The organism is Streptomyces sp. NBC_00989, from assembly GCF_045162655.1.
In the GTDB taxonomy this organism is placed as follows: domain Bacteria; phylum Actinomycetota; class Actinomycetes; order Streptomycetales; family Streptomycetaceae; genus Streptomyces.
Genome location: NZ_CP108728.1, coordinates 5784972 through 5808145 on the forward strand (window position 1 = coordinate 5784972; position 23174 = coordinate 5808145).

The following is a 23174-nucleotide window of genomic DNA, read 5'->3' on the forward strand; positions in this document are numbered from 1 at the left end:
CGCACGGGGTTTTCCACAGATGCGGCGGACCCCCTTGTCCCGACCGATCGTTCGGTTACTCTAACTCTGACCGCCTGTTTCCGCCCCTGATCCTTTCCCTGTTCCTGCCCAGGTCATGAGCTCGCAGACGAGTTCTTGAAACGAGGAGTTGGTCCCGCATGGCCGCCGTACTGACCGCGCACGAGCTGATCGCCCGGCACCGGCCGACACTCGACCAGGCGCTGGAAGCGATCCGCACGCGCGCGTACTGGTCCCCGCACCCCGAACACCCCAAGGCGTACGGCGAGCACGGCAGCCTGGACGCGGCGGCGGGCAAGGCCGCCTTCGACGCCCTCCTGGGCACCCGCCTCGACCTCGGCCAGCCCGGCACGGACGACTGGGTGGGCGGCGAAGTCTCGCCGTACGGCGTCGAGTTGGGCGTGACCTACCCGCACGCCGACCTCGACGTCCTGCTGCCGGCCATGCGCGCCGGGCAGCGGGCGTGGCGGGACGCGGGCGCGGAGGCGCGTGCCGTGGTCTCCATCGAGATCCTCAAGCGGATCAGCGACCGGACGCACGAGTTCGCGCACGCGGTCATGCACACCAGCGGCCAGGCCTTCATGATGGCGTTCCAGGCGGGCGGCCCGCACGCCCAGGACCGCGGCCTGGAGGCGGTGGCGTACGCGTACGTGGAGCAGGTCCGCACCCCCGACACCGCGGAGTGGACCAAGCCGCAGGGCAAGCGCGACCCCCTGGTGATGAACAAGCGGTTCACGCCCGTGCCGCGCGGCACCGCCCTGGTCATCGGCTGCAACACCTTCCCGACGTGGAACGGCTATCCGGGCCTGTTCGCCTCCCTCGCCACCGGCAACGCGGTCGTGGTGAAGCCCCACCCGCGCGCGGTGCTGCCGCTCGCGCTCACCGTGCGGATCGCGCGCGAGGTGCTCACCGAGGCGGGCTTCGATCCGAACCTGGTGGCGCTGGCCGCCGAACGTCCCGGCGAGGGCATCGCCAAGACGCTCGCCACCCGCCCCGAGATCCGGATCATCGACTACACCGGGTCGACCGGCTTCGGCGACTGGCTGGAGGCCAACGCCCGCCAGGCGCAGGTCTACACGGAGAAGGCCGGCGTCAACACGGTGGTCGTGGAGTCGACCGACGACTACAAGGGGATGCTGTCCAATCTGGCGTTCTCCCTGTCGCTGTACAGCGGCCAGATGTGCACGACCCCGCAGAACCTGCTGATCCCCCGTGACGGCATCCGCACCGAGGAGGGCCCCCGGTCCTACGACGAGGTCGTCGCCGACCTCGCACGGTCCGTGGACGGCCTCCTGGGCGACGACGCGCGCGCGAACGGCCTGCTGGGCGCGCTGGTCAACCCGGACGTGAAGGCCCGCCTGGAGGCGGCTTCCGGGCTCGGTGAAGTCGCCCTCGCCTCACGGGAGATCGCCAACCCGGACTTCCCGGACGCGGTCGTCCGCACCCCGGTGATCGTGAAGCTGGACGGTGCCAAGCCGGACGACGAGGCCGCGTACATGAGCGAGTGCTTCGGGCCGGTCTCCTTCGCCGTCGCGGTCGACTCGGCGGGTGACGCGGTGGAGCTGCTGCGGCGGACGGTGCGGGAGAAGGGGGCGATGACTGTCGGGGCGTACACCACCGACGAGGAGGTCGAGAAGGCCGTCGAGGAGGTCTGCCTGGAAGAGGCCGCCCAGTTGTCGCTGAACCTGACGGGTGGGGTGTTCGTCAATCAGACTGCCGCGTTCTCCGACTTCCACGGGTCTGGGGGCAACCCTGCGGCCAACGCGGCGCTGTGTGACGGGGCGTTTGTCGCGAACCGGTTCCGGGTTGTCGAGGTTCGTCGGGACGCCTAAGAACTCGGGGGGTGCGGTTGCTGTGCGGCTGACGGTTCGTTGTGGCTGGTCGCGCAGTTCCTCGCACCCCTAAAGGGCGCTCCAGTGGTACAGGGTCATCGCCACGCTCGTCGCCAGGTTGTAGCTGGAGACCTGGGGGCGCATCGGGAGGGACACCAAGTGGTCGGTGCGGGCGCGTAGTTCGGTCGACAGGCCGCTGCGCTCCGAACCGAAGGCGAGGACGGCGTCGTCCGGGAGCTTCAGGGACCGGATGTCGTCGCCCTCCGGGTCGAGGGCGAACAGCGGGCCGGGCGGCAGTTCGTCGACCGGCAGCCGCTCCACGGCGGTCGCGTAGTGCAGGCCCGCCCCGGCGCGCACGACCGTCGGATGCCAGGGGTCGAGCGTCCCGGTGGTGACCACCCCGGTCGCTCCGAAACCGGCGGCGAGCCGGATCACGGCCCCGGCGTTGCCCAGGTTGCGCGGGTTGTCGAGGACGATCACAGGCGCGGTGCGGGGCGTGTGCGCGAGCGTCTGGAGGTTGGCCTCGCGCGCGGGGCGTACGGCCAGGGCCACCACCGCCGTGGGATGCGGGCGTGGCACGAAGGACCGGTACGTGTCCTCCGGGACCTCCGTCAGCAGCGCGTCCAGGGTGTCCCGTACGTCGGGGGCCAGGTCGTCGGCGAGAGCGAGGGCCGCCCGCCGGTCCGTGGTGACCGCCAGCGGCACCTCCGCCCCGAAGCGCAGCGCGTGCTTGAGGGCGTGGAATCCGTCGAGCAGCACGGAGGTGTCGGCGAGCCGGTGCCAGGCGGCTGCGGCGGGGTCGGTCATGCCGGAAAGCCTACGTGGCTGTGCTCGGGGTTCTCCGGGGCACGAGGCTCCCCCGGATCCCCGTCTGGCGCCGTAGCGCCGCCCCGCGCGAACACCCGCCCACGCGCGCGTGCCACCCACCCTCCCAGCCGCCGCAGGAACGACGTCGGCAGGAAGACCGCGTCCGTCGCGATCATCGCCAGGGAGAAGAACGGCAGCCCCAGGAGTACGGCGATCGCAGCGTGCTCGGCCATCATCAGGGCCAGCAGGACGTTCTTGACGCGCCGGTTGAAGAGCGTGAACGGGAAGGCGACCTGCACGATCACGGTCCCGTAGGTCACGAGCATGACCATCGTGCCGCTGCCGGCCAGCAGGTCGGCGAGGGCGGGCCAGGGCGAGAAGTAGTCGAGGTGGAGCGGGTAGTAGACGGCCGTGCCGTCCTGCCAGCGGGAACCTTGGATCTTGTACCACCCGGCCGTCGCGTAGATCAGACAGGCCTCGCTCGCGATCACGAACAGCGCGCCGTTGTGGATCACGTTCGCGACGACGTCGAGCAGCACCCGGGGCTCGTACGACTTCGCGTACCGCCCGGTCACCCACCACAGGGCCTGCGCCAGCCAGACGCCCCACAGAAGCGCGGGCACGAACCAGTCGCTGTCGAACCGGCCCCCCGCGGTCACCGCGACGAGCGCCGCGCCGAGCACGACCCACAGGACGGGCCCGACCCGGTCGGGAATCCACTCCCCACGCGCGCGTGCCTCCCGCGTACGGGCCGCCAGGCGCGCGTCGAGGGACCAGACGCGGCCGCAGCGGGTGAACACCAGGTACAGGGACATCAGGTGCAGGACGTTGTCGCCGCCGTCGCCCATGAAGACGCTGCGGTTCTGCAGCGAGAGCACGCCGACCATGAACAGCACGGACATCGTGCGGGTGCGCCAGCCCAGGAGCAGCAGGACGCTCGCCAGCACGGCCAGCGCGTACACCGTCTCGAACCAGAACTGTCCGTTCCACCACATCAGGGCGGTGAACGCGCCGTTGTCCGCGATCAGCTGCCGGGCGAGGTCCCAGCTCCAGGGGCCATCGGGGCCGTAGAGCTCCTGGCGGTGGGGCAGTTCGCGGAGGAGGAACAGCAGCCAGGTGCCGGCGAAGCCGATGCGGATCACGGCGCTCTGGTAGGGGCCCAGGGCCGACTCGGTGACGCGGGCGATGCCTCGGGACACCGACAGGGCGAAACCGTTCACCGGACGCCTCCCGCGGCCTCGTCCGCCGGGACCGCCCACCAGGGCAGCAGGCGGTACTGGGGGGTCGTCGACACCTGCTCGTCACTCCACTCGGGCGGGGGCACGTTGGTGGTGCGGGAGCGGACCTGGACGCGCTGGACGGCGCCGCCCTTTCCGGCCGCGTCGTCCCGGTCCAGGCGCAGCACGACGATGCGCCGCAGATACGTCTCCGCGAGCGTGCCGCGCAGGCCGATCGGACGGTTGGAGTTGTCGTGCGTGGCGGTGAGGAAGTCCCAGGCCCGGCGCAGCTCGTTCTGCTCGGTGTGGCTCGGCAGCAGATTGCCGTCGATGGCCGCGCCGTCCTCGGCCGACAGGTCGTACCAGCCGGTCGTACGGGTCGTGCCGTCCGCGGTGCGGACATCGGCGCGTACCTGGACCTCGATGTTCTGCTGCAACGGGTTCGGGGCGAAGAGCTTCCAGTTCTGCTCGAACTCCGGGTAGATCCACTCGTCGATCGCCTTGCCGTGCTGCTTCGTCACCGTGTTCGACGGCGCGACGTGCAGGAACACCATCCCGAGATGGACGAGCGCGGCCACCGCGACGACCGCGACCGCCAGCGCGGCACCGACCTGATAGCGCAGGGACAGCGCGGCGACTCCGATACGGGCGTCGGGGTACGCGGGGACGGCGGTGGGGGCGTCCGCGGGATCGTACGACGGCTGTGCCTGCGCCTGCGGCTCGGGCGGGGGCGGGTGAGGAGGCTGCTGGGCGGGCACGTGCGGCCACCCGGAGGTGGCGAGCGTCCGCGGGGCCTCCGGGGTTGCGGGCGTCGGGCCCTCCGGGGGAGCGGGCGGGTGCGGCCCGTCTGAGGAGGCAGGCGGGCGTGGCCCCTCGGAAGGGGCAGGCGTCCGCTCGCCGTCCTCGGAGGAGACAGGCGTCAGCTCGCCCTCCTCGGGGGCGTTCGACCCTCCGTCGTTCGCGTCCATTCCGCCCCGTTTCCGAGTCCCGTCCGTCCATCGGCCACCGTCCACCGCGCCCGCCCGGCCGGCCGCGGGGCCCGGTGGCGCTCCACGCCTACCACTCCCCGGCGCCGCACGGAACGGTACTCAGGCGCACGCCCCGGGCACAGTCCCCCGCCTCACAGGCCACACAGGTTGTCCACAGCGGCTGCCCGCAGGTTATCCACAGCCGTTGACACCTCTCCTCGGCGCATCCCACCATTGAATTCCCGAACCGAACGATCGGTCGTCCAGTGACCCATGGCCGGATGCCGAACGACCTCTCGACCGCAAGTACATACCCCGGAGGTGCGCCCGTTCCCTTCTTCTAGAACCTGTTCTATCTTGACGCTCCGTCAGATCTGGTCGGACGCCCGGCCGTTGGCCGGTGCGTGCGGGAGGGCAGGGACCGTGGACTTCACCTTCAGCGAGGAGCAGCAGGCGGCGGCCGAGGCGGCGGCGGGGGTGTTCGCCGATGTCGCGCCGGACGGTGTACCCAGTCCGGCCGACACCACGGGCGCCGTGGCCGACGACTTCGACCGTGCGCTGTGGGCGAGGCTAGCCGAGGCGGACCTGCTGAGCCTGCTGCTCGACGAGGCGCACGGCGGCGCGGGCCTGGACGCGATCGCCCTGTGCCTGGTGCTCCGGGAGTCGGCGAAGGTACTGGCCAGGGTGCCGCTCCTGGAGAGCAGCGCGGCCGCCGCGACCGTACAGGCCTACGGCGGCGAGGAGTTGAGGTCCGCGCTGCTCACCCGGGCCGGCCGCGGCGACCTCGTGCTGACCGTCGCCGCGCACGGCCGCACCGGCCACGATCCGGCCGAACTCGCCGTGACGGCACGGCGGGACGGTGACCGGTGGGTCTTGGACGGGGTGCAGACAGCCGTGTCCTGGGCGCACACCGCGGACCTGGTCGTCATACCGGCGCACACGGACACCGGCCGGACCGTCCTCGCGCTGGTCGCCCCGGACCGCGAGGGCGTCGTCCTCGCCGAGCAGATCTCCACCACGGGCGAGCGGCTCGCCGAACTGCGCCTGGAATCCGTGCCGATCGCGAGGGTCGACGTCATCGACGCCGACGGCGCCTGGGAGTGGCTGCGCGACCTGCTGACCGCCGGCACCTGCGCGCTGGCCCTCGGACTCGGCACCGCCGTCCTGCGCATGACCGGCGAATACACCAGCAGGCGCGAGCAGTTCGGGTTCCCGGTCGCGACCTTCCAGGCCGTCGCCGTACAGGCCGCCGACCGCTACATCGACCTGCGCGCGATGGAGGCGACCCTGTGGCAGGCCGCGTGGCGGATCGCCTCGGGGGCATCGGGCCCGCTGCCCGCCGCCGCGGACCTGGCCGTGGCCAAGATCTGGGCGGCGGAGGGGGTACGACGGGTCGTGCAGACCGCACAGCATCTGCACGGAGGGTTCGGCGCCGACACCGAATATCCCCTGCACCGGTACCACGCCTGGGCCAAGCACCTGGAGCTGTCGCTCGGCCCGGCGGCGGCACACGAGGAGGCGCTGGGGGACCTGCTGGCGGCCCACCCACTGGGCTAGATCCGACCACAGGCGGTGACTGTGGCCGTGAAGGCCCCAGAGCGCTGAACGTCTGAAGCCCTGAACTCCTGAAGCCCTGAAGGCCGAACTTCTGAAGGCCGAACTTCTGAGGCCCCGAACTCCTAGAGCACGAAGCCCGGTTGGCCCTCGTCCGTGACGACGGGCCGGCCCGCGGCCGCCCACACCTGCATGCCGCCGTCGACGTTCACGGCGTCGATGCCCTGCTGGGCCAGGTACATCGTGACCTGTGCCGAGCGCCCGCCGGAGCGGCAGATCACATGGACCCTGCCGTCCTGCGGCGCCGCCTCGGTCAACTCGCCGTACCGGGCCACGAATTCACTGATGGGGATGTGCAGCGCCCCCGTGGCGTGACCCGCCTGCCACTCGTCGTCCTCGCGGACGTCCAGCAGGAAGTCGCCGTCCTTGAGGTCGCCGACCTCGACCGTGGGCACACCAGTTCCGAAACTCATGGCCCGACGCTACCCGACGGACCTTCCGACGCGTGCGGCTGCGCGAGCAGGTCCGCCAGCGCGGTCTCCCGCTCGGCGACCTGGGCGAGCAACTGGTCGGCGATCTCGTCGAGAAGACGGTCCGGGTCGTCCGGGGCGATCCGGAGCATGGAGCCGATGGCACCCTCCTCCAGTTCGCGGGCGACGAGCGTGAGCAGCTCCTTGCGCTGGGCGAGCCACTCGAGGCGGGCGTAGAGCTCCTCGCTGGGGCTCGGGCCGCGCTCCGCGGGGGCCGGTCCCGCCGCCCACTCCTCGGCCAGCTCGCGCAGCAGCGGTGCGTCACCGCGGCTGTAGGCGGCGTTGACCCGCGTGATGAACTCCTCACGCACCTTGCGCTCGTCCTCGTCCTGCGCCAGGTCGGGGTGTGCCTTGCGGGCCAGCTCGCGGTAGAGCTTGCGGGCCTCCTCGCTGGGCCGCACCCGCTGCGGGGGCCGGACCGGCTGGTCCGTGAGCATCGCCGCGGCCTCGGGGAACAGGCCGTCGCCGTCCATCCAGCCGTGGAACAACTCCTCGACCGCGGGCATCGGCATCACCCGGGCCCGCGCCTCGTCCGCCTTGCGGATGTCCTCGGGGTTGCCGGTGCGTGCGGCCAGGGCCTCGGCGATCCGGGCGTCCAGCTCGTCGAGGCGGGTGTACATCGGGCCGAGCTTCTGGTGGTGCAGCCGGGAGAAGTTCTCGACCTCGATGCGGAAGGTGTCCACCGCGATCTCGTACTCGATCAACGCCTGCTCGGCAGCCCGTACGGCCCGCTCCAGCCGCTCCTCGGGCCGGGGCGCCGCAACGTCCGCGGGGTGGGAGTCGTCCGGTCGGGCGTCGGCCTCAGGGGAGGCGGCCGTACCGCTCCCGGTGCCCTCGCTCACCGAACCGTCACCCGCCGCGGCTCCGGCGGCAGACGGCACCTCGGCACCCGTCTGCTCCGGCACCGGTTCACCAACGGGCGCGGACTGGGACTGCTCAGCTTCCGGGGTCGTCACCCGCCCAGCGTAGGCCACGGCCCGACGGGCCATGGGGCATCGGCTGTGCGGATGCCTCGTGGACGACGGATGACCTCACCGACGGTGGGGCACCGGCTGCGCGAGCGCCGTGTGGACCACGGGTCATGTCGCCGCGGGTGCGGGTCTCGCCCCGGACTGGACGGTCGGAGATCCTCGCCCTGATCAGCTCCTCCGTCCGCGATCACAGCGGGCGTCCGCATCCGTACCGGCGCCGCCTCCCCGCCTGCTGCCGCGCCGCTGCCCGCCTGCCGACTCCCCGCTGCCCGCTCCCGGCTCCCGGCTCCCGGCTCCCGACCGCCTACACCCCCATCTCCGCCGCGATCCGCCCCGCCCGCACCGCCCCCACCAGCTCCGCGTGGTCCGCCTCGGTCCGGTCCGCGTAGGCCACGGCGAACGTCGCTATCGCCTCGTCCAGTTCGTCCTTCTTGCCGCAGTACCCGGCGACCAGGCGCGGGTCGGCGCTGTGGGCGTGGGCTCGGGCAAGCAGGGCTCCGGTCATACGGCCGTAGTCGTCGATCTGGTCGGCGGCGAGGGCGGCCGGGTCGACGCTGCCCTTGCGGTTGCGGAACTGCCGTACCTGGAACGGGAATCCGTCGACCGTCGTCCAGCCCAGCAGGATGTCGCTGACGACCTGCATCCGCTTCTGCCCGAGCACCACGCGCCGGCCCTCGTGCGCGACGGGCGGTGCGTCGAACCCGGCGCTCAGCAGATGCGGCACCAGCGCCGAGGGCCGGGCCTCCTTCACCTGGAGGACGAGCGGTTCGCCGCGGTGGTCCAGGAGCAGGACGACGTACGACCGCGTGCCCACGCTGCCCGTGCCGACGACGCGGAAGGCGACGTCGTGCACCGTGTGCCGGGCGAGCAGCGGGAGGCGGTCCTCGGAGAGCGTGTCCAGATACGCCTCCAAGGACGCCGCCACCGCCGCGGCCTCCGCGTCCGGGATCCGACGCAGCACCGGGGAGGCGTCGACGAAGCGGCGCCCGCCGTCCTCGGCCGCCTCGGTCGACCTGGCCGCGAACCGCCCACTCGTGTTGCCCCGCGCCTTCTCGGAGACCCGCTCCAGCGTGCCGAGCAGGTCACGGGCGTCGGCGTGGGAGACGAGCTCCTCGTCCGCGATCGCGTTCCACGCGTCCAGCACCGGGAGCTTGGCCAGCAGCCGCATGGTGCGGCGGTAGGAACCCACCGCGCCGTGCGCCGCCGTACGGCAGGTGTCCTCGTCGGCGCCGGCCTCCCGGCCCGCGAGCACCAGCGAGGCGGCGAGCCGCTTGAGGTCCCACTCCCAGGGGCCGTGCACGGTCTCGTCGAAGTCGTTCAGGTCGATGACCAGGCCGCCGCGGGCGTCGCCGTAGAGGCCGAAGTTGGCCGCGTGGGCGTCGCCGCAGATCTGGGCGGCGATCCGGGTCATGGGGGTGCGGGCGAGGTCGTGGGCCATGAGGCCGGCCGAACCGCGCAGGAACGCGAAGGGCGTGGCCGCCATCCTGCCCACCCGTATCGGAGTGAGCCCGGGGATACGGCCGCGGCCGGACTCCTCGACCGCGGTCACCGCGTCGGGGCGGGAACCGTCCAGGTCGAGAGCAGCGTGCGCGCTGTGCGGAACGCTCGCCCGCAGCGCCTTGCCCTCTTCCTTGGGCGACCCCTCCACGGGCCACGTGGCGAAGCCCCGCACCCCGGGCAGCCTGCGCCCCACACCGATACCGGCCTCGGTCATCCCGACCGCCTCCCCCGTGCACACACGCACTCGCACGTGCCCTCGCCCGAACATCAACTCGCGAAGACCGTACAGCCGGTGGCGAAAACACGTCAGACCCTGTGGACAACTCCACGGCTGTGGAAAACCGGTGCCGGTCGATGCCTCGTCGATCGAGCCGTGCCGATCGTGCCGTGCCGTGCCGATCGAGCCTCACTGATCAAAGCCCCAGCGATCGGCCCCGGCCCACCCGACCTGCCTACCCAGCCACCTCGACCTGCCCACCGGCCTCAGCCTGCCTACCCACCGACCTTGGCCTGCCCACCGACCTCGGCCTGAGCACCCGACCTCGGCCTAAGCAGCCAGCTCCGGCCTGAGCACCCGACCCCGGCCTAACACCCGCCCGACTGCCACCCCTCGCGCAGATGCACCTGCGCCCACGCACCGAGTTCCCGAAGTGCCGGTCCCAGCGCCTTCCCCGACTCCGTCAGCCGGTACGAGACGCGCAGCGGCGGTCCCTCGTCGACCTCGCGGACGAGCAGGCCCGCGGCGCCGAGTTCCGTGAGGCGGTCGGAGAGCATGCGTTCGCTGATGCCCGGGATCGCCCGGCGCAGGTCGGCGAAGTGGACGGGCTGCGCCATCAGAACGGCCACGATCGGCCCGGTCCAGCGCTTTCCGAACAGCTGGAAGACACGGGTGATGCCGTCGTCGACCTTCTTGCACTGCCCCGTGTCGTGACTCTGCTCGACCGCCATGCCCTCAGGGTACTGCCCTCCCGTACGGGGATGAAAAAAAGTAAGTACCTGTGTTATTCATAGTCGAGTACGAAACTTCAGCTACTGAGCGGCGTGCGACAGGGCTTCCGTGCCCGGAGCGCACTCGCCCCCTCTTGGAGACCCCCATGGCCACGCTCCTGCACATCGACTCCTCCGTGTTCCCCAGCGGCGCCTCCGCCTCCCGCGCCGTGGCCGACGCCTTCCGCACGTCCTGGGAGGAACAGCACCCGGAGGGCACGGTGATCCACCGCGACCTCGCCGCGAACCCCGTCCCGCACATCACCGTCGACGCCCACACCGCCGGTTTCGCCGACCCGGCCACGCACACGCCCGCGCAGGCGGCGGCCTTCGCCGAGCGCGTGAAGCTGATAGAGGAACTGGAGCAGGCGGACGCGGTGCTGATCGGCGCCCCGATGTACAACGCCACGATCCCCTCGACCCTGAAGGCCTGGCTGGACAACGTGATCCTGATGGGCCGCACCGCGGGCACCGAGGACTCGAAGGTGAAGGGCATCCCGACCGTCGTGATCGCCAGTCGCGGCGGCGCCTACGGGCCGGGCACCCCGCGCGAGGGCTACGACTACGTCCAGAACTACCTGAAGGCGATCCTCGTCGACGCCCTCGGCCTGGACGCCGAGTTCATCGTCCCGGAGCTGACCATGGCCCCGCAGAACCCGGCGATGGCCGACCTGGTCCCGCTCTACGAGGCGTCCCGCGAGCGCGCCCTCGGCGACGCGGCCACCAAGGCGAAGACCCTGGCGGACCGCCTCGCCGCCTGACCCCACGACTGACCCCACACCCGGCCTCCGTCTCGACCTCAGGTGAGAACAGCGTGTGATTGTCCTCACCTGAGACGGGATCACCGAAGCATCATCGAAGCCAGCGCCCAGATCACTTCCCCCAGTGCTCGCTTACCCCAGTGCCGAGGCACCGAGCCCGAGCTCACTCACCCACCTTGTCCCCCGTGTCCCCCTTGCCCCGCTTCCCCATCCAGGACCGGCAGATCCATCGGGCGAGGGCTCCTACAAGGACGGCAACGACGATCGCGCCCCAGTCGATGACGTGCGGAAGCCCGGGAAAGAAGGCGAAGAAGACGAGCGCGACCACAAGCCCGCCACAAACGCGGCGATCCCCGCCGACCGCCGTCGCGCCTCCCTGGACTGTTCCCGCCCTTGCTGCTGATCGATCTTGCACTCCGGGTACGTTCGCCCGCGGGACGTCCGATAGGTCCTGTTGTCGGTATCGGCGTAACTGAAGTCGATACGCAAGGAGTCGACGGCGGCGGCCCGAGCCACCGCGGAACTCGCCCGGCGGCGGGGCCGCCCGGTCGCGGAACCACGCCCCTGCCACCCGCCCCGTCCGACCGCTGCGCCACCCCGCGCCCGCCGACATTTCACGCCTCCGGCGGACCCCCGCCGGCGTGTGATTGTCCTCACCAGACCTGGCGCTCGCCGAAGCTCGTGCCGCACACGAAGAAGCCCCCCAGGTCTAGGACCTGGGGGGCTTCTGTCTGTGGGCAACCGACGGAATGGGCTGGTCAGGCACTACACCCACTTCCCGAAGATCATTTCCCACGATCATCAAGATCATTTCCCACGGCCCAGGTGGGAGATAAGGCGCGCGGAGCGCGGGCAGTCTCGTCACAAATCCGCGAGCCGATGGAACCGGCGAGCTGGCGTGCACGTGATCCCACGTGCTGCTCAATCGCCTGCCAAATGAGCAACAGCCTCCACTACGGGCCGGACGGTGTGGTCCCACAAGGCGTGGACCCTCCGCGACCGCTGCGGCGTCTGGCCAAGCTCGACGATGATGTAGTCACGGACTGCGGACTTGCTGAGTCCGGCTGTCCTCTTCATGTCCAGGATGCTTCTCAGGCTGGGACCACCCTCCTCCTGAAGGCCCTCGATGATCTCCAGGTCCTCGACATCGACGACCTCCAGGGGACGAACATCATCCCCTTCGAGAAGACCCTGAGCCTTCACCCGCTCCCGCAGAACTGTCAGCGTCACGGGGTTGACCGGAAAGCCTTCAGCCATCACCAATAGCGGAAAGAAGATCTTCCTGATTCCCGTAGGCGTATCCGTTAGTCGGGCTTCTCCCTCCCTGAGAGACCGGATAGTTGCATCGATCTGCTCGACCTCCCCGACAAGCTTGTCGAGATCTTCGATCTGCGCCTGCTCGGAGATAGCCTTGACCGACTCGCGTTTTAGAGTCGTAGTGGTGATTTCGATGACGACCCACGCGTCACCGTAGTCAATTGCGACATCAGCGATTCGCCGCCCTTTTTGACGGAAAGCTGCCTGTAGTTGTGGATCGTCGTAGACGCGTCGAGCCGCACCGCCGTCGGCAATACTGTGCAGGATCTCCGTGACGTAAATCTCCTCCACGTGTCGCAAACACTGATCCGCCGTCGCGACGAGCCTCCGATGCCCGGAAGGTTTCGAATCAAGGGGAGGGAATTTGATGTCAAAGAATGGCAGCCAACCAAAAATTCTCTTGACAAGAAGCTCTTGGTCGAGCACAAGTAGACTGTCATCATGGAGGCGAATTACTGGCCACCGACCGAAAGCATCAAAAGACCACTCTGATCGTTCTTCCTCCCGTTCGCCTCCAATCACCTCCCGAAATCCTGGGATGTCGCACACAATCAGCTTCAACACTTCTTCCAGACGAGATTCCTCCCATCCGAGCGCGGCAAGATAGCTCGGTGCCACATGCGGACCTCCATTGAAAGCAGCGGCCCACAAGACCGAACCGACCACGGTGAGATCTGCGAGGGAAACACCGGTTGCCGCCTGATACGCACCTGCGAGATCGCAGATTCCCGGTTCCCCCTTCCTCTCCGCTGGAATTTGATACCAACAGCGAGTAAAACGTGCCATCAGCTTCGCCGGGTCGTTGGAACTGTTGAAGTATTGATTTGCGATGAGCTCACGACCCAGCGACCCTGGAGCGTCACCAATTACCGTTCCTGTACCGTCCTCTGGGCGCTGACCAAGGTACTGAGTCAAGGTGATGAGCGCAGCCACTATATTTCCTGGCCGAACACCCGGAAGCAATACATCACCACTGTGGACAAGCGAGAGTTTCGCAAGCAAGAAGAGCGCCTGCGGAACGATCAGCCCGCGTTCAGGATTCCTCAGAAGATTTAGAGCTCGGGCCTTGCTGTCCCCGTTGAACCATTTCTCGACGTGTCGGCGGTCAACCTCACGCCGCGAGACACCAGGCATCCGCACCTCGTTCAAGACCTGTGACACGAACAGAAGAACGTCAGCGACAGGGATTCTCTGGAGCTGTGAGATAACATAACCGGGCGGTGGACAGAATCCGAAGATTTCTTCCGCAGTCAGGTAGGCGAGGCACAGGTCCAGGGGTTGAGGTGTCGCCAGATTTTGGGGAACGATGATCCCGCTCGCTCTTTGCTTCCAGAGAGGAACGATGGCAGGAATGGTGGACCCCTCCAGAGTGAGTTGCCCATCCCGAAGAGTGGCCACATATGCATCCCTCAGCTCGGCAGGTTCTCGACCAGCAACCTGGGAGAACAACCTTTCCATTTGAATACGAAATTCGTTACTCGTGTCCATTTTCCCTCTGTGAGTACTTTCATTCTTGGCTACGGATCGCCGACTTCAGTCCACCAAGGTCCATTCCTGCAAAATATCCGACTCGGGTCCGAGAAAAACCATGATCATCGGAACCGGGCGAACAGGTCTTCCAGGGCTCGCTGGAGTCGTACCGGCCACCTGCGTACAGCGCGACGGCGTGCGCTGCGTGCCTGTTCGGCTGCGTGGTGGCGGCCAATGACAATCACGGGTGCGTGGTCACCGAGGGCGCGAAGATGGCCGTCGTAGGGGCACCCCGAGGTGCAGCCTTCCAGGCGGCGGTCGATGGTGCCGGTCGTCAGGTGGTACAGCTGGGCACCTGTGTCGGCGACACCGCCCGGTGCGGTGGTCATGGTGAGGAACTGGTTGAGCTGCGCGGCCGCGGCGCTCGCGGAGAAGATGAAGACGTTCTCCTTCCGACGCAGCGGATGGTCGGCCGCCAGACCTTTGATGTAGACGGGGTCGTCGAGCAGCCCGTCGCGCTCCGCGGCAACGTGGGCGGGGTCGTACTGGCCGAGGCATTCCATACAGGCACGACCGGGTGCGGCGACGTGGGCGCGCCATTCGGCGCCGTTCATGTGGCCGCCGCGGGTATCGACCGCGATGCCGCCGTCCACGACGGGGATGAGGTGGGCGTAGGCAAGGAGGTTAAGGGCGGCGCGGGGCCAGGGCCGGTCTACGCAGGAGAAGAGCACGTCGCAGTCCGTGGCGGCGGCGAATCCGTCCGGCTCCACCACGCTCGTCTCGTACGGCGTGACCAGGAGTTCGGCGGCGGTGGCGGCCCGACGTGCAGCGCGTGCGGCGATGTCCGCCTTGGCCCGGAGTAGACGCACGTCGCGGGGAGTGGCGTGCAGGAGCCGGTCGAGGTTGACGTCCTCGACGGTGTCGAAGTCGAACAGGCTCAGATGCTGGATGCCGGTACGGGCCAGCGCTTCGACGACGAGCATGCCGACGGAGCCGGTACCGACCACTCCGACATGGAGCCGTGCCAGATCGTTCTGGGCGTCCTGCCCCCACGCGGAGACGGTACGCACCTGCCGGTTCGTGGCCCTGGGCACGGGGACGAGGCGGTCGTTGAAGGTCACCTCGAAGCGGCCGCCGACGACGCGGACGTTCTCCGCCTCGGTGGGGACGTAGGTGCGCGGCGCGTGCTGCTGCCAGACGCGGGCGCCGTATCCGGCGTCCGCGCCGGCGAAGGTCAGGCCGACCAGCGGGAGGCCGGTGATGACCAGGGTCTGGGCGGCAAAGGATTCCTCGGCCGTGTGGTCGATGTCGTTCAGGCGCTGCCAGCGGCGGCCCCGTGGGTGGGCGTGAATGAACCCGAGTCCGCAGCCGCGCTCGGTCGCGATGCCGGCGGCGCGCAGGAAGAAGGCGCTGGTGAAGTCCACGGTGCCGTGCACGATCCGCTCGCCGTTCGCGGGTAGGACGAGGTCGACGATCAACGCGGTGGTACGGCGGGATCCGGTGCTCGGCCGCCAGAGGACGAAACAGCAGTCCTCCTGACCGTCCGCGCGGCGCAGATGTTCCGTGAGGCGCAGCGCGATGTCGGTGGTCATGGCGACCGAGAAGCGGGTGATCATGCCGGTGACTCCAGTTGCGAGAACAGGGTGCGCAGGTGTCGCAGGTAGCCCCGCACGGTCCGGTCGGCCGCCCAGTTGACGGCCGGGCGGCTCCAGTACTCCCATGCCTCTCCCTCTCTTTCGAGAGGGGAGGCGTGTACGGCGCCCTTCGGGTGGCCCAGGCGCGGGCTGACGTGCGGGCCGGGCGGCGGGGACAAGGGCCAGTCCGGCACCATCGCCAGGCCGATCCGTACGGTCTCTCCGGCGCGCGGACCGACCTCGATCGTGTAGTCGAAGACGGCGAACTGGTCACGCTGGTGGACGGTGTAACCGGCTGCGGCCAGGCCTGCGAGCATGCCCGCAGGCCCGGCTTCCGGCAGGGTCGTGGTCACGAGGTCTGGGTCGGACCGGTCGACACCGACACGAACGTCTCGCGCTCGTGCACGGCGATCTCCTTGTCGCCCTCGCCGTTGAACGGCTCCTGGTGGCGGCCGTTGATACGGACCAGGTAGTGCGTGGCCGGGTCGATGCCAGCCAGGCGGAGGATCTCGTTCGGGGTGGTGCGCCTGGGCACACCCGCGACCGACTCACCATCCACGGTGACTGTCACCGTCTTGTGTACGGGGTCCTTGTGCTCCGTGTCCGTCGTCATGACGGCCACCTCCTTCCCGGCCCGTGGGACGGGCCGGTATCGGTCTCAACAGGCTGTTGCCCTGCTCGGAACTACTTCTTCTTCTTGGCCTTCGCGGAGGCCTGCTCGTTCACGGTCGTGGCCGGGTTGCGGCGCACCGTGGACTGCTTCACGAAGCGGCCCGTGATCGCGCTGCGGCCACGCTTACTGCCGCCGGAGCTGCTGGAGGTACTGCGCTTGGCCGTCATATGAGGCCTCCTTACCGGGATACAGATCCCATTGACCTGCGGGAACGCACTACAAGATCCAAAAAAGAATGCACCCGACAGGTTAAGCAAACTATCCTTGATCCAGAGAGTAGCATGGAGCCAGTAGGTATACGCAAGTGGATTCTGGGGCTGCTGGTGGACATCGTCTTCGACGACACAGAGCTGGCCCGCGTCTGTAACAGCGACGCGGCGCGCAGGGCCCGTTTCGGGCCGGAGGCCGCCGCCACGCTGCACAGACGTCTCAGCCAGATAGCCGCCGCCGCCCATCTGGCCGACCTTCGCCATCTCGCGGCTGCCCGTCTGCGCCCCGGTCCGCCCGGCGACCGCTTCGCTCGGTTGATCTCCGTCGGGGCTCACGGCGACCTTCTCGTGCACCCCCGCGACGCGCCGTCCGCGCTGGACCGTGACGGCATGCTGGACGAGCACTCCGTACGGGCCCTGATAATCACCGCGATCACCATCAGCCGCTGATCACCCTGCCGCCCCTCAGCCTCGCCGACCTCAGAGAGGCCCTCGTGACTTCGCCGCCCACCCCGTACATCGCCTACAACCCCGACTCCGCCAGACCACCCGGCGAAACCCTCAAGGAGCAGCTCGACGCCCTTGGCATCCCGCAGGCCGACCTGGCCCGGCGCACCGGCCTGTCGACCAAGCACATCAACCAGATCGTCCAAGGCACCGCAGTCCTCACCCCGGAAACCGCACTCTTGCTCGAACGCACCACGAAGATCCCGGCCTCGATGTGGAACCAACTCGAAGCCGCGTGGCGCACCCACATCACTCGCGACCAAGAACTTCGGCAGTTGGGCAGGCGCGTCGACTGGCTGAACAACTTCTCACTGTCCGAACTCGTTAAGCGCAGGATCCTGCCGAACAAGGACAAGACCGCGGAAAACCTCGAGCGCCTGCTGGCATTCTTCGGCGTGGCCGATCCTGAAGTCGCCGAAGATCTATGGCGCGGCTACCGCACCGCGTTCCGCCGCTCCACCGTCCTGGAAGTAAACGACTACGCCACCGTGATCTGGCTGCGCCAGGCAGAACTACAGGCTCGTGATCTGCCCTGCGAACCGTTTGATCGCGCGGTACTCACCGCTCTCCTGCCGCGTCTGCGCGCACTCACATTGGAAAAGCCGGAGACCTGGCCTGGGCAGATCTCCCGCCTGTGCGCCCAGGCCGGCGTGGCCGTCGTCTTCATCCCCGCCCCACCTCACTCGCACGTATCCGGTGTCACCCGCTGGCTCACACCTGACAAAGTCGGGGTGGCCCTCAGCGACAGATTCAAGAAGGACGACCACTTCTGGTTCACCGTGTTCCACGAGATCGGCCACATCCTTCTGCACGGCAAACGGCTGACTTTCCTGGACAACACCGACCGCGAGGACGAGCGGACATCGGAAGGCGACCGTAGCGAGGAAGAAGCCGACGCCTTCGCAGCAGAGACACTGATCCCGCCCGAGCACAGCGCGGCCTACCGCCGCCTTGCCAGCAGGCCCATGCCCTTCACCAATATCGAAGTCTTCGCCCGGCAGGCAGGCCTTGCTCCCGGCATCGTCGTGGGACGACTCCAACACGACGGAGCCCTCGACTGGACGCACGGCAACAAGTACAAGCGCACCGTCCGACTCGATCTGACCGACGGTGGAGCCTCGTGACGATGCCCTCGCCTCCCGTGAGTCGCTGCGCGTGGACCCCGGCTCTGCGCTGGTGTGATGCGTGCGGCTGGTCAGTCGGGCGAGTACAAGTGCCGCATTGACACAGGCCGCCCAACAACATGCGACGGGCCCGGGGATACAGACACAGGAGCAGCGGTCGCAGAAATCATTTCCTGATTCGTCGCGCCGCCACCTCGGTGATCTCCTCCGGACCGTATGTACGCATCAGCACGTTCAGCGAACACTTCAGTTGTGCCCGGCGTGTGGATCGGTCACGGGCCAGTGCCTCTGCGATCGCATCCTGCAGGTACTTCTCCGGAGTCTTCCGCTCGGCGGCGGCACACTTCCGGATCCGCTCCTGGAGCTCCGCACTCATGGGGATGCTCATCAGGTACTTGCCGTCGGTTCCCGGAAACAGACTGCAGAGCACGTCGATGGGAAGCGAGTCCTCCAACCGCTTCCAGATCTTCCGCATGGCCCGCCGTTCATCCTTGGCGGACACCAGGACCACGAGGCGTCTGCGGTCGTCAGCGGCCGCCATAGGCAGGGAACTTGCCTGCTGCGCTGCCTTTACTTCGACGGCTTCAACCGTACGGGTCAGGGTGATCTCGATGGCGTGCAAGGTCATTTCTTGCCCTCCTGCTCCTACGAGTTCGGTGTCGGTGTCGGTGTCGGTGTCGGTGTCGGTGTACGAGATTCGACGCAGTCGTCATTCGAGCGAGATCTCTCCGTCCGGCAGCCACCCGTCCCAATAGCCGTCCATGAAGTCGAGCAGCTCAGCGGGCTCGACCAGTTCTCCGGACGACCGCAGTTCGGCCGTCGTCCACCAACGGGCTTCCGGGGCGAGCGCAAAGCGGACGGCCGACGGCCAGCTCTCAGCTGCAGGCCGCACCACGACGACGTACTGAATGCCCTGTGGTGCGTCCCTGCGGGAGAGCCGGCCGATGAGCGGCGGGATGCGAAGCGCGGGGAGATGAGCATCGCGACGCAGATGCCGGGTTGCCGCGCGGCGGATGGTCTCGCCGGGGCGCATGAGGAGTGTCGGCACGGTCCAGCAGCAGGGTTCGGTGTCAAGTTCTGCCGGCATCAGGAGGAGTCGGCGTTTCGGGGAATCGATGAGGACTGGACGTACTACGTCGCGGCCGTCCGAGTGGGCATCGTCCATGCCCCAACTCTTCCTTGATGTTATTCGAATAGCACACCCAAACGCCCTAACGGGTGATGTGCGGTCGACCGAGATCCCGTAAACGAGGACGTTCCCTGATCACCCACATCGGTGGTCTGCTCACAAGCCACGGTTCGGCAGAGTGCACCTGCCACAGGATTCCCGTCGTGAGTACTGCCAAGAAGACGGCGCAGAAGCGTCGCCCACCGCGCCGCACCCTGACCGAACCCGTGGTGCAGCCAATCCCCGGGGAGTCACTGACCAGCTGGATCGGCGCACTCGCCCATCAACAGGATTTCGAGATGAAGCCGCTCCTTCGGGAACTTCACCTCGACAGAGTCGGCGGACTTTCCGGGGCAGAACTGCGGTTGTCCGATCCTGTGGTTCGGCGGATGGAGAAGCTGACCGGGATCGACGCCGAGCGCCTGCGCGCTATGACCCTGGCGCGCTATGCCGGCAACGCGCTACCGCATCTGCCACCGGTCTCGTCTGACGGTGTGGCGGTCCAGCAGTGGCACAAGGGTGCGTGGTTCCACCGGTCACAGGCACGCTGGTGCACCAAGTGCCTACGCGGCAACGACAGTCGCTGGCTCCTGCGCTGGAAACTTCCCTGGTCGTTCGCGTGCGTTGACCACGCCGTGTACATGGTGACCGAGTGCCAGGCATGCTGGGGCACCGTCGATTTCCGGCACAACGCCCCGCCTGAGCGAACCTGCGACAACATGACCGACGAGGGCGAGTGGGCTTACGACCTCAGAGAACCATGCGGCTTCTCGCTGAAGATGTGTCAGCCGGTGCCGGTGAGCGACGACTCCGTTCTGGCCTTGCAGGCGCGTGTCAACGCATGGCTCGATGGGATTCCCACGCATGAGGACAGGCAACTCGTGGCCTTGGCGGCCGTGCTGATCCCACTCCTGTCACCGTCGATGGTGCGGCGCGGTGACCCCCTCCTGCGCTATGCGGTGCGCTCCCCCAGGGGTACCTCGCAGCAACAGAGGAAAGGCAGAAGACCCTGGACCGACTCACTTCGGGTGGCGGCCGCCGTGTATGCCGCGGATTCGATTCTCCGCCGCAGGCATTCCGCCGACCAGGTCGCAGACTGGATCGGCGATCTTCGGCTCATCGATCACCGGCGCAGGCCATGGCACATGGACGTGGCGGAGTTGGCGTACGGCCCCTCGCTCCGGCCGAATCCCTTCGTCGAACCGCTGGTGCACCGCGGGTTGATCACTCTGGGCGGGTGGCTCTGACGACGCCTCGATTTTCAGGTGGGGAATCGGGGGCTGCCATCACCGGGCCGTGCGATCCCGCCCAGGGAACTGGGCGACACCAGGAGGGAGAGGACGACCAGCACGCCGAACACCAGGAGTATCCGCCCAGAGGCAGGGCGGCGGGGCTCCGGCGAACAGGTCAGTCCTGGAGAGCACCGATACGCCGCAGCCAGGACCGGACCTCGGCGTCGGCCTTGTCGACTTCCTCGCCGCGCACCGCGAGCCCTTCCCCGATGGTCGCGCCTGGGCAGAGCGCCGCGTAGTCGCGCTCGGTCGTGCCCAGTCCGCTCATCGCATACGTCGTGACGGGATGGACCGTCCTGCCGCGGAAGTCGTAGCTCTCGGCGAAGGTCGACATGATCATGGGCGCTCGGACGTTCCAGATGGGACTGCCCAGCAGCACCACGTCGTAACGGTCGATCAAGGACAGGGGGTTGGCGATGGCCGGGCGGGCGTCGGCGTCCTGTTCGCGGACGTTGCGGGCGACCGTCGCGTCGTAGTCGTCGGAGTAGGCATCAGCGGCTTCGATGCGGTGCACGTCGCACTCGATGTGCTCGCTGATCATGCGGGCGAGAACCTCGGTGTTTCCGGTCTTGAGGTCGGTACGTCCGCCGTTGTAGTAGTTCTCGCCCGCCCGGGAGAAGTAGGCCAGCAGTACCCGTTTCCCGGACGGGGACGTCGCCCCAGTTCTCTCACTGACCTCCGGCGTCGCCTCGCTCGGCTGCGACGGGGAACAGCCCGTGATCTGGACACCGGTCATGACGGTGGCTCCTCCCAGAAGTGCTCCACGGAGGAGCGTGCGTCGTCCCGGCGCAGCGGGTCTGTTCTTCGCGGTGCCGAATCCGCGCGCTGTCATCCACTGCTTCCGTTCAGGGAACGGACCGCGTCGAGATCCGCGCGCACTGCCCGCGGTTCGGCTTCGACGGGGAGGTCGGCCGGGTCCAGCACGCCGTCCACGGAGCCGGATTCGTCGCTCTTCAGGGCGCCGAAGAGTCCGGCCCAGTCGGACGGCTCCTTGCCCTCTTCGGCGATGAGCTCGAACGTCTTGCCCAACGCGGTGTCCATCAGCAGGCTTCGGACGAGCGTCTCGGCGATCTGGTCGCGGGCGATTCCGCCGTCGGCCGTGCCGCCCTGCTCCAGGACGAGGCGCCGCTGGGTGGGGCCGGCCTGGTCGAACCAGCCTGGTCGGACGATGGTGTAGGGCAGGCCGCTGGCCCGCAGAAGGCGCTCGGAGCGCCGCTTCCAGGGGGAGTTGCCCGGGATGTCGCTGCGGGTGGCGTAGATGGAGGTCATCAGTGCCACACGCGGCTGGGCGCCGTCGAAAGCTTGCAGGAGGTTGCGTACGCCGCCGTAGTCGACACGGCGGCGGGTCTCGGGATCACCGCCGGAGCCGTGGGTGAGGACGATGGCATCAGCTCCGCCGACCGCGTTCCGCAGGGAGGCGGGATCCTCAAGGTCGCCCCGCACCAGTTCAACGCCGAGAAGCAGTCGCTCGGCGCGGCGCACGTCGCGTACCAGTGCCCGCGGACGCAGGCCGTGCCGCTGTGCGGCCTCCACCGCGAGCCGCCCGATGCTGCCGGTCGCGCCGACCATGAGGACGTCGGTGATGTGCTGCTTCTGGGACATGGTGAGGTCCTGGTCCGTGAGATGGGTGCCGTCTGAGGGCGTCAAGGGGTACCCCTCCCGGGCGGGTGCTCGGGGCCGTACGGGAGGAGTGCTCGCGCGAGAGTTTGTCCGGTGCGGTGGAGCTGCCGCCTGTCGGCTCAGGCCTCCAGGCGCCGTGCGCTGAGCCAGCTGACCATCGCCGGGTCGTGGTGGTCGAAGAACAGCGTCGCCCCGGTCTCCAAGGTGGCGACGGCCGCCATCTGGTCGTCGGTGAGCTCGAAGTCGAAGATGTCGAAGTTCTCCGCCATGCGGTCGGCACGGACCGACTTGGGGATCGCGACGACGCCGCGCTGGGTCAGCCAGCGGAGTACGACCTGCGCGACGGACTTGCCGTGCTTCGCGCCGATCTCGCTCAGAACGGGGTGGGTGAAGATCTCGTTCTTGCCCTCGGCGAACCCGCCCCACGACTGGATCTGGACCCCGTGCTCGCGCATCAGCTCCTGGTCGGCCGTGCGCTGGAAGAACGGATGGGTCTCGATCTGGTTCACCGCGGGCGTGACCTCGTTGTTGAGGACGAGGTCGAGGAGCCGGTCGGGGTAGAAGTTGGCGACGCCGATCGCCTTGGCGCGGCCCTCGCGGTTGAGTGCCTCCATGACGCGCCACTGGCCGTACACGTCACCGAACGGCTGGTGCATCAGGTACAGGTCGATATGGTCCAGGCCGAGCTTGGTCAGCGACGTCTCGAAGGCGCGCTTGGTGTTCTCCTCGGCGGGCGCGTCCTGGACCCACAGCTTGGTGGTGACGAACACGTCCTCGCGCGGAATGCCGCTGTTCTTGATCGCGCGGCCGACGGCCTCCTCGTTGCCGTAGGCGGCAGCGGTGTCGAGCAGCCGGTAGCCCGCGGCGAGGGCATCGCTGACGGCCTGCTCGGTCTGCTCCGGCGGGATCTGGTAGACGCCGAAACCGAGGATGGGCATCTCGACGCCGTTGTTGAGGGTGACGGTCTGCATGGGGCGTTCCTTACCTTTCGCGGGTTCTTCGAGCATCCCGCCTT

The 23174-nt window shown here is 68.4% G+C and carries 23 protein-coding genes; 6 read left to right on the forward strand and 17 right to left on the reverse strand.

Features of this window, described 5'->3' with window-relative positions; genetic code table 11:
* The first annotated feature begins 158 nt into the window (after nt 1–158).
* On the forward strand, nt 159–1850 hold the full coding sequence (gene paaN, locus OG714_RS25475; protein WP_406124336.1) for a phenylacetic acid degradation protein PaaN: 1692 nt from the start codon (nt 159–161) through the stop codon (nt 1848–1850).
* A 69-nt stretch (nt 1851–1919) separates the two neighbouring features.
* Here the strand turns inward: paaN and OG714_RS25480 are convergent, their stop codons facing one another.
* From OG714_RS25480 to OG714_RS25490, 3 genes are read right to left on the reverse strand one after another with little or no spacing between them, the layout of a single operon-like run.
* Nucleotides 1920–2657 carry a TrmH family RNA methyltransferase gene (locus OG714_RS25480; RefSeq protein WP_406124338.1) on the reverse strand — a complete coding sequence of 246 codons (738 nt, stop codon included), beginning with the start codon at nt 2655–2657 and terminating at the stop codon, nt 1920–1922.
* Complete coding sequence (locus OG714_RS25485; RefSeq protein WP_406124339.1) at nt 2654–3877, reverse strand: HTTM domain-containing protein; 1224 nt, start codon at nt 3875–3877, stop codon at nt 2654–2656. Before OG714_RS25485 ends, OG714_RS25480 begins: the two co-directional genes overlap by 4 nt.
* Entirely contained in the window at nt 3874–4842 is a 969-nt protein-coding gene (locus OG714_RS25490; RefSeq protein ID WP_406124340.1) for a DUF5819 family protein, read from the reverse strand. Before OG714_RS25490 ends, OG714_RS25485 begins: the two co-directional genes overlap by 4 nt.
* Before the next feature lie 423 nt (nt 4843–5265).
* On the opposite strand from OG714_RS25490, the gene OG714_RS25495 reads away from it, so the two are divergent.
* Nucleotides 5266–6399, forward strand: coding sequence for an acyl-CoA dehydrogenase family protein (locus tag OG714_RS25495; RefSeq protein WP_406124342.1), 1134 nt, complete (start codon nt 5266–5268; stop codon nt 6397–6399).
* A 122-nt stretch (nt 6400–6521) separates the two neighbouring features.
* On the opposite strand, the gene OG714_RS25500 is transcribed toward OG714_RS25495, so the two are convergent.
* From OG714_RS25500 to OG714_RS25515, 4 genes are all read right to left on the reverse strand, one after another.
* Nucleotides 6522–6851: a rhodanese-like domain-containing protein gene (locus OG714_RS25500; protein WP_043675918.1), complete on the reverse strand. Its 330-nt coding sequence runs from the start codon at nt 6849–6851 to the stop codon at nt 6522–6524.
* Between the two features lie 14 nt (nt 6852–6865).
* Nucleotides 6866–7882, reverse strand: a complete 1017-nt coding sequence (locus OG714_RS25505) for a J domain-containing protein (RefSeq protein ID WP_406124343.1) — start codon at nt 7880–7882, stop codon at nt 6866–6868.
* 319 nt (nt 7883–8201) lie between these two features.
* Nucleotides 8202–9611, reverse strand: a complete 1410-nt coding sequence (locus tag OG714_RS25510) for a DUF2252 domain-containing protein (protein ID WP_406124345.1) — start codon at nt 9609–9611, stop codon at nt 8202–8204.
* A 371-nt stretch (nt 9612–9982) separates the two neighbouring features.
* Nucleotides 9983–10345: a helix-turn-helix domain-containing protein gene (locus tag OG714_RS25515; protein ID WP_363094657.1), complete on the reverse strand. Its 363-nt coding sequence runs from the start codon at nt 10343–10345 to the stop codon at nt 9983–9985.
* 146 nt (nt 10346–10491) lie between these two features.
* Between OG714_RS25515 and OG714_RS25520 the strand changes: the two genes are divergently transcribed.
* Nucleotides 10492–11145, forward strand: coding sequence for an FMN-dependent NADH-azoreductase (locus OG714_RS25520; RefSeq protein WP_406124347.1), 654 nt, complete (start codon nt 10492–10494; stop codon nt 11143–11145).
* Nucleotides 11146–12066: 921 nt separating this feature from the next.
* Here the strand turns inward: OG714_RS25520 and OG714_RS25525 are convergent.
* The 5 genes from OG714_RS25525 to OG714_RS25545 form a co-directional block, all read right to left on the reverse strand.
* Nucleotides 12067–13950 (reverse strand): hypothetical protein, encoded by a 1884-nt coding sequence (locus tag OG714_RS25525; protein WP_406124348.1) that lies wholly within the window; start codon nt 13948–13950, stop codon nt 12067–12069.
* A gap of 104 nt (nt 13951–14054) precedes the next feature.
* On the reverse strand, nt 14055–15548 hold the full coding sequence (locus tag OG714_RS25530; RefSeq protein ID WP_406124350.1) for a ThiF family adenylyltransferase: 1494 nt from the start codon (nt 15546–15548) through the stop codon (nt 14055–14057).
* Nucleotides 15545–15919, reverse strand: a complete 375-nt coding sequence (locus OG714_RS25535) for a hypothetical protein (protein ID WP_406124352.1) — start codon at nt 15917–15919, stop codon at nt 15545–15547. The genes OG714_RS25530 and OG714_RS25535 overlap by 4 nt, the downstream gene beginning before the upstream one ends.
* Nucleotides 15916–16179 carry a hypothetical protein gene (locus OG714_RS25540; RefSeq protein WP_406124354.1) on the reverse strand — a complete coding sequence of 88 codons (264 nt, stop codon included), beginning with the start codon at nt 16177–16179 and terminating at the stop codon, nt 15916–15918. Before OG714_RS25540 ends, OG714_RS25535 begins: the two co-directional genes overlap by 4 nt.
* A gap of 71 nt (nt 16180–16250) precedes the next feature.
* The gene (locus tag OG714_RS25545) at nt 16251–16406 is read right to left on the reverse strand and encodes a hypothetical protein (protein WP_406124355.1); all 156 of its coding nucleotides are present in this window, start codon (nt 16404–16406) and stop codon (nt 16251–16253) included.
* A gap of 114 nt (nt 16407–16520) precedes the next feature.
* Here OG714_RS25545 and OG714_RS25550 point away from each other — a divergent pair, with 114 nt between their 5' ends.
* Together OG714_RS25550 and OG714_RS25555 are read left to right on the forward strand one after the other, a co-directional pair.
* Nucleotides 16521–16898 (forward strand): hypothetical protein, encoded by a 378-nt coding sequence (locus OG714_RS25550; RefSeq protein WP_406124357.1) that lies wholly within the window; start codon nt 16521–16523, stop codon nt 16896–16898.
* Between the two features lie 44 nt (nt 16899–16942).
* Nucleotides 16943–18079, forward strand: a complete 1137-nt coding sequence (locus OG714_RS25555) for an ImmA/IrrE family metallo-endopeptidase (RefSeq protein WP_406124359.1) — start codon at nt 16943–16945, stop codon at nt 18077–18079.
* Between the two features lie 166 nt (nt 18080–18245).
* Here OG714_RS25555 and OG714_RS25560 read toward each other — a convergent pair whose 3' ends face one another.
* Nucleotides 18246–18707 carry a hypothetical protein gene (locus tag OG714_RS25560; protein ID WP_406124361.1) on the reverse strand — a complete coding sequence of 154 codons (462 nt, stop codon included), beginning with the start codon at nt 18705–18707 and terminating at the stop codon, nt 18246–18248.
* An 81-nt stretch (nt 18708–18788) separates the two neighbouring features.
* Entirely contained in the window at nt 18789–19166 is a 378-nt protein-coding gene (locus tag OG714_RS25565) for a hypothetical protein (protein ID WP_406124363.1), read from the reverse strand.
* 245 nt (nt 19167–19411) lie between these two features.
* Between OG714_RS25565 and OG714_RS25570 the strand changes: the two genes are divergently transcribed.
* Nucleotides 19412–20494: a TniQ family protein gene (locus OG714_RS25570; RefSeq protein WP_406124365.1), complete on the forward strand. Its 1083-nt coding sequence runs from the start codon at nt 19412–19414 to the stop codon at nt 20492–20494.
* Nucleotides 20495–20654: 160 nt separating this feature from the next.
* On the opposite strand, the gene OG714_RS25575 is transcribed toward OG714_RS25570, so the two are convergent.
* The 3 genes from OG714_RS25575 to OG714_RS25585 all read right to left on the reverse strand — a co-directional run bounded on the left by OG714_RS25575 (nt 20655) and on the right by OG714_RS25585 (nt 23130).
* A complete protein-coding gene (locus OG714_RS25575) occupies nt 20655–21275 on the reverse strand; it encodes a flavodoxin (RefSeq protein ID WP_406124367.1) in 621 nt (206 codons plus the stop codon).
* Between the two features lie 92 nt (nt 21276–21367).
* Nucleotides 21368–22186 carry an SDR family oxidoreductase gene (locus OG714_RS25580; protein WP_406124368.1) on the reverse strand — a complete coding sequence of 273 codons (819 nt, stop codon included), beginning with the start codon at nt 22184–22186 and terminating at the stop codon, nt 21368–21370.
* 92 nt (nt 22187–22278) lie between these two features.
* Complete coding sequence (locus OG714_RS25585) at nt 22279–23130, reverse strand: aldo/keto reductase (RefSeq protein WP_406124370.1); 852 nt, start codon at nt 23128–23130, stop codon at nt 22279–22281.
* Nucleotides 23131–23174 lie beyond the last annotated feature (44 nt).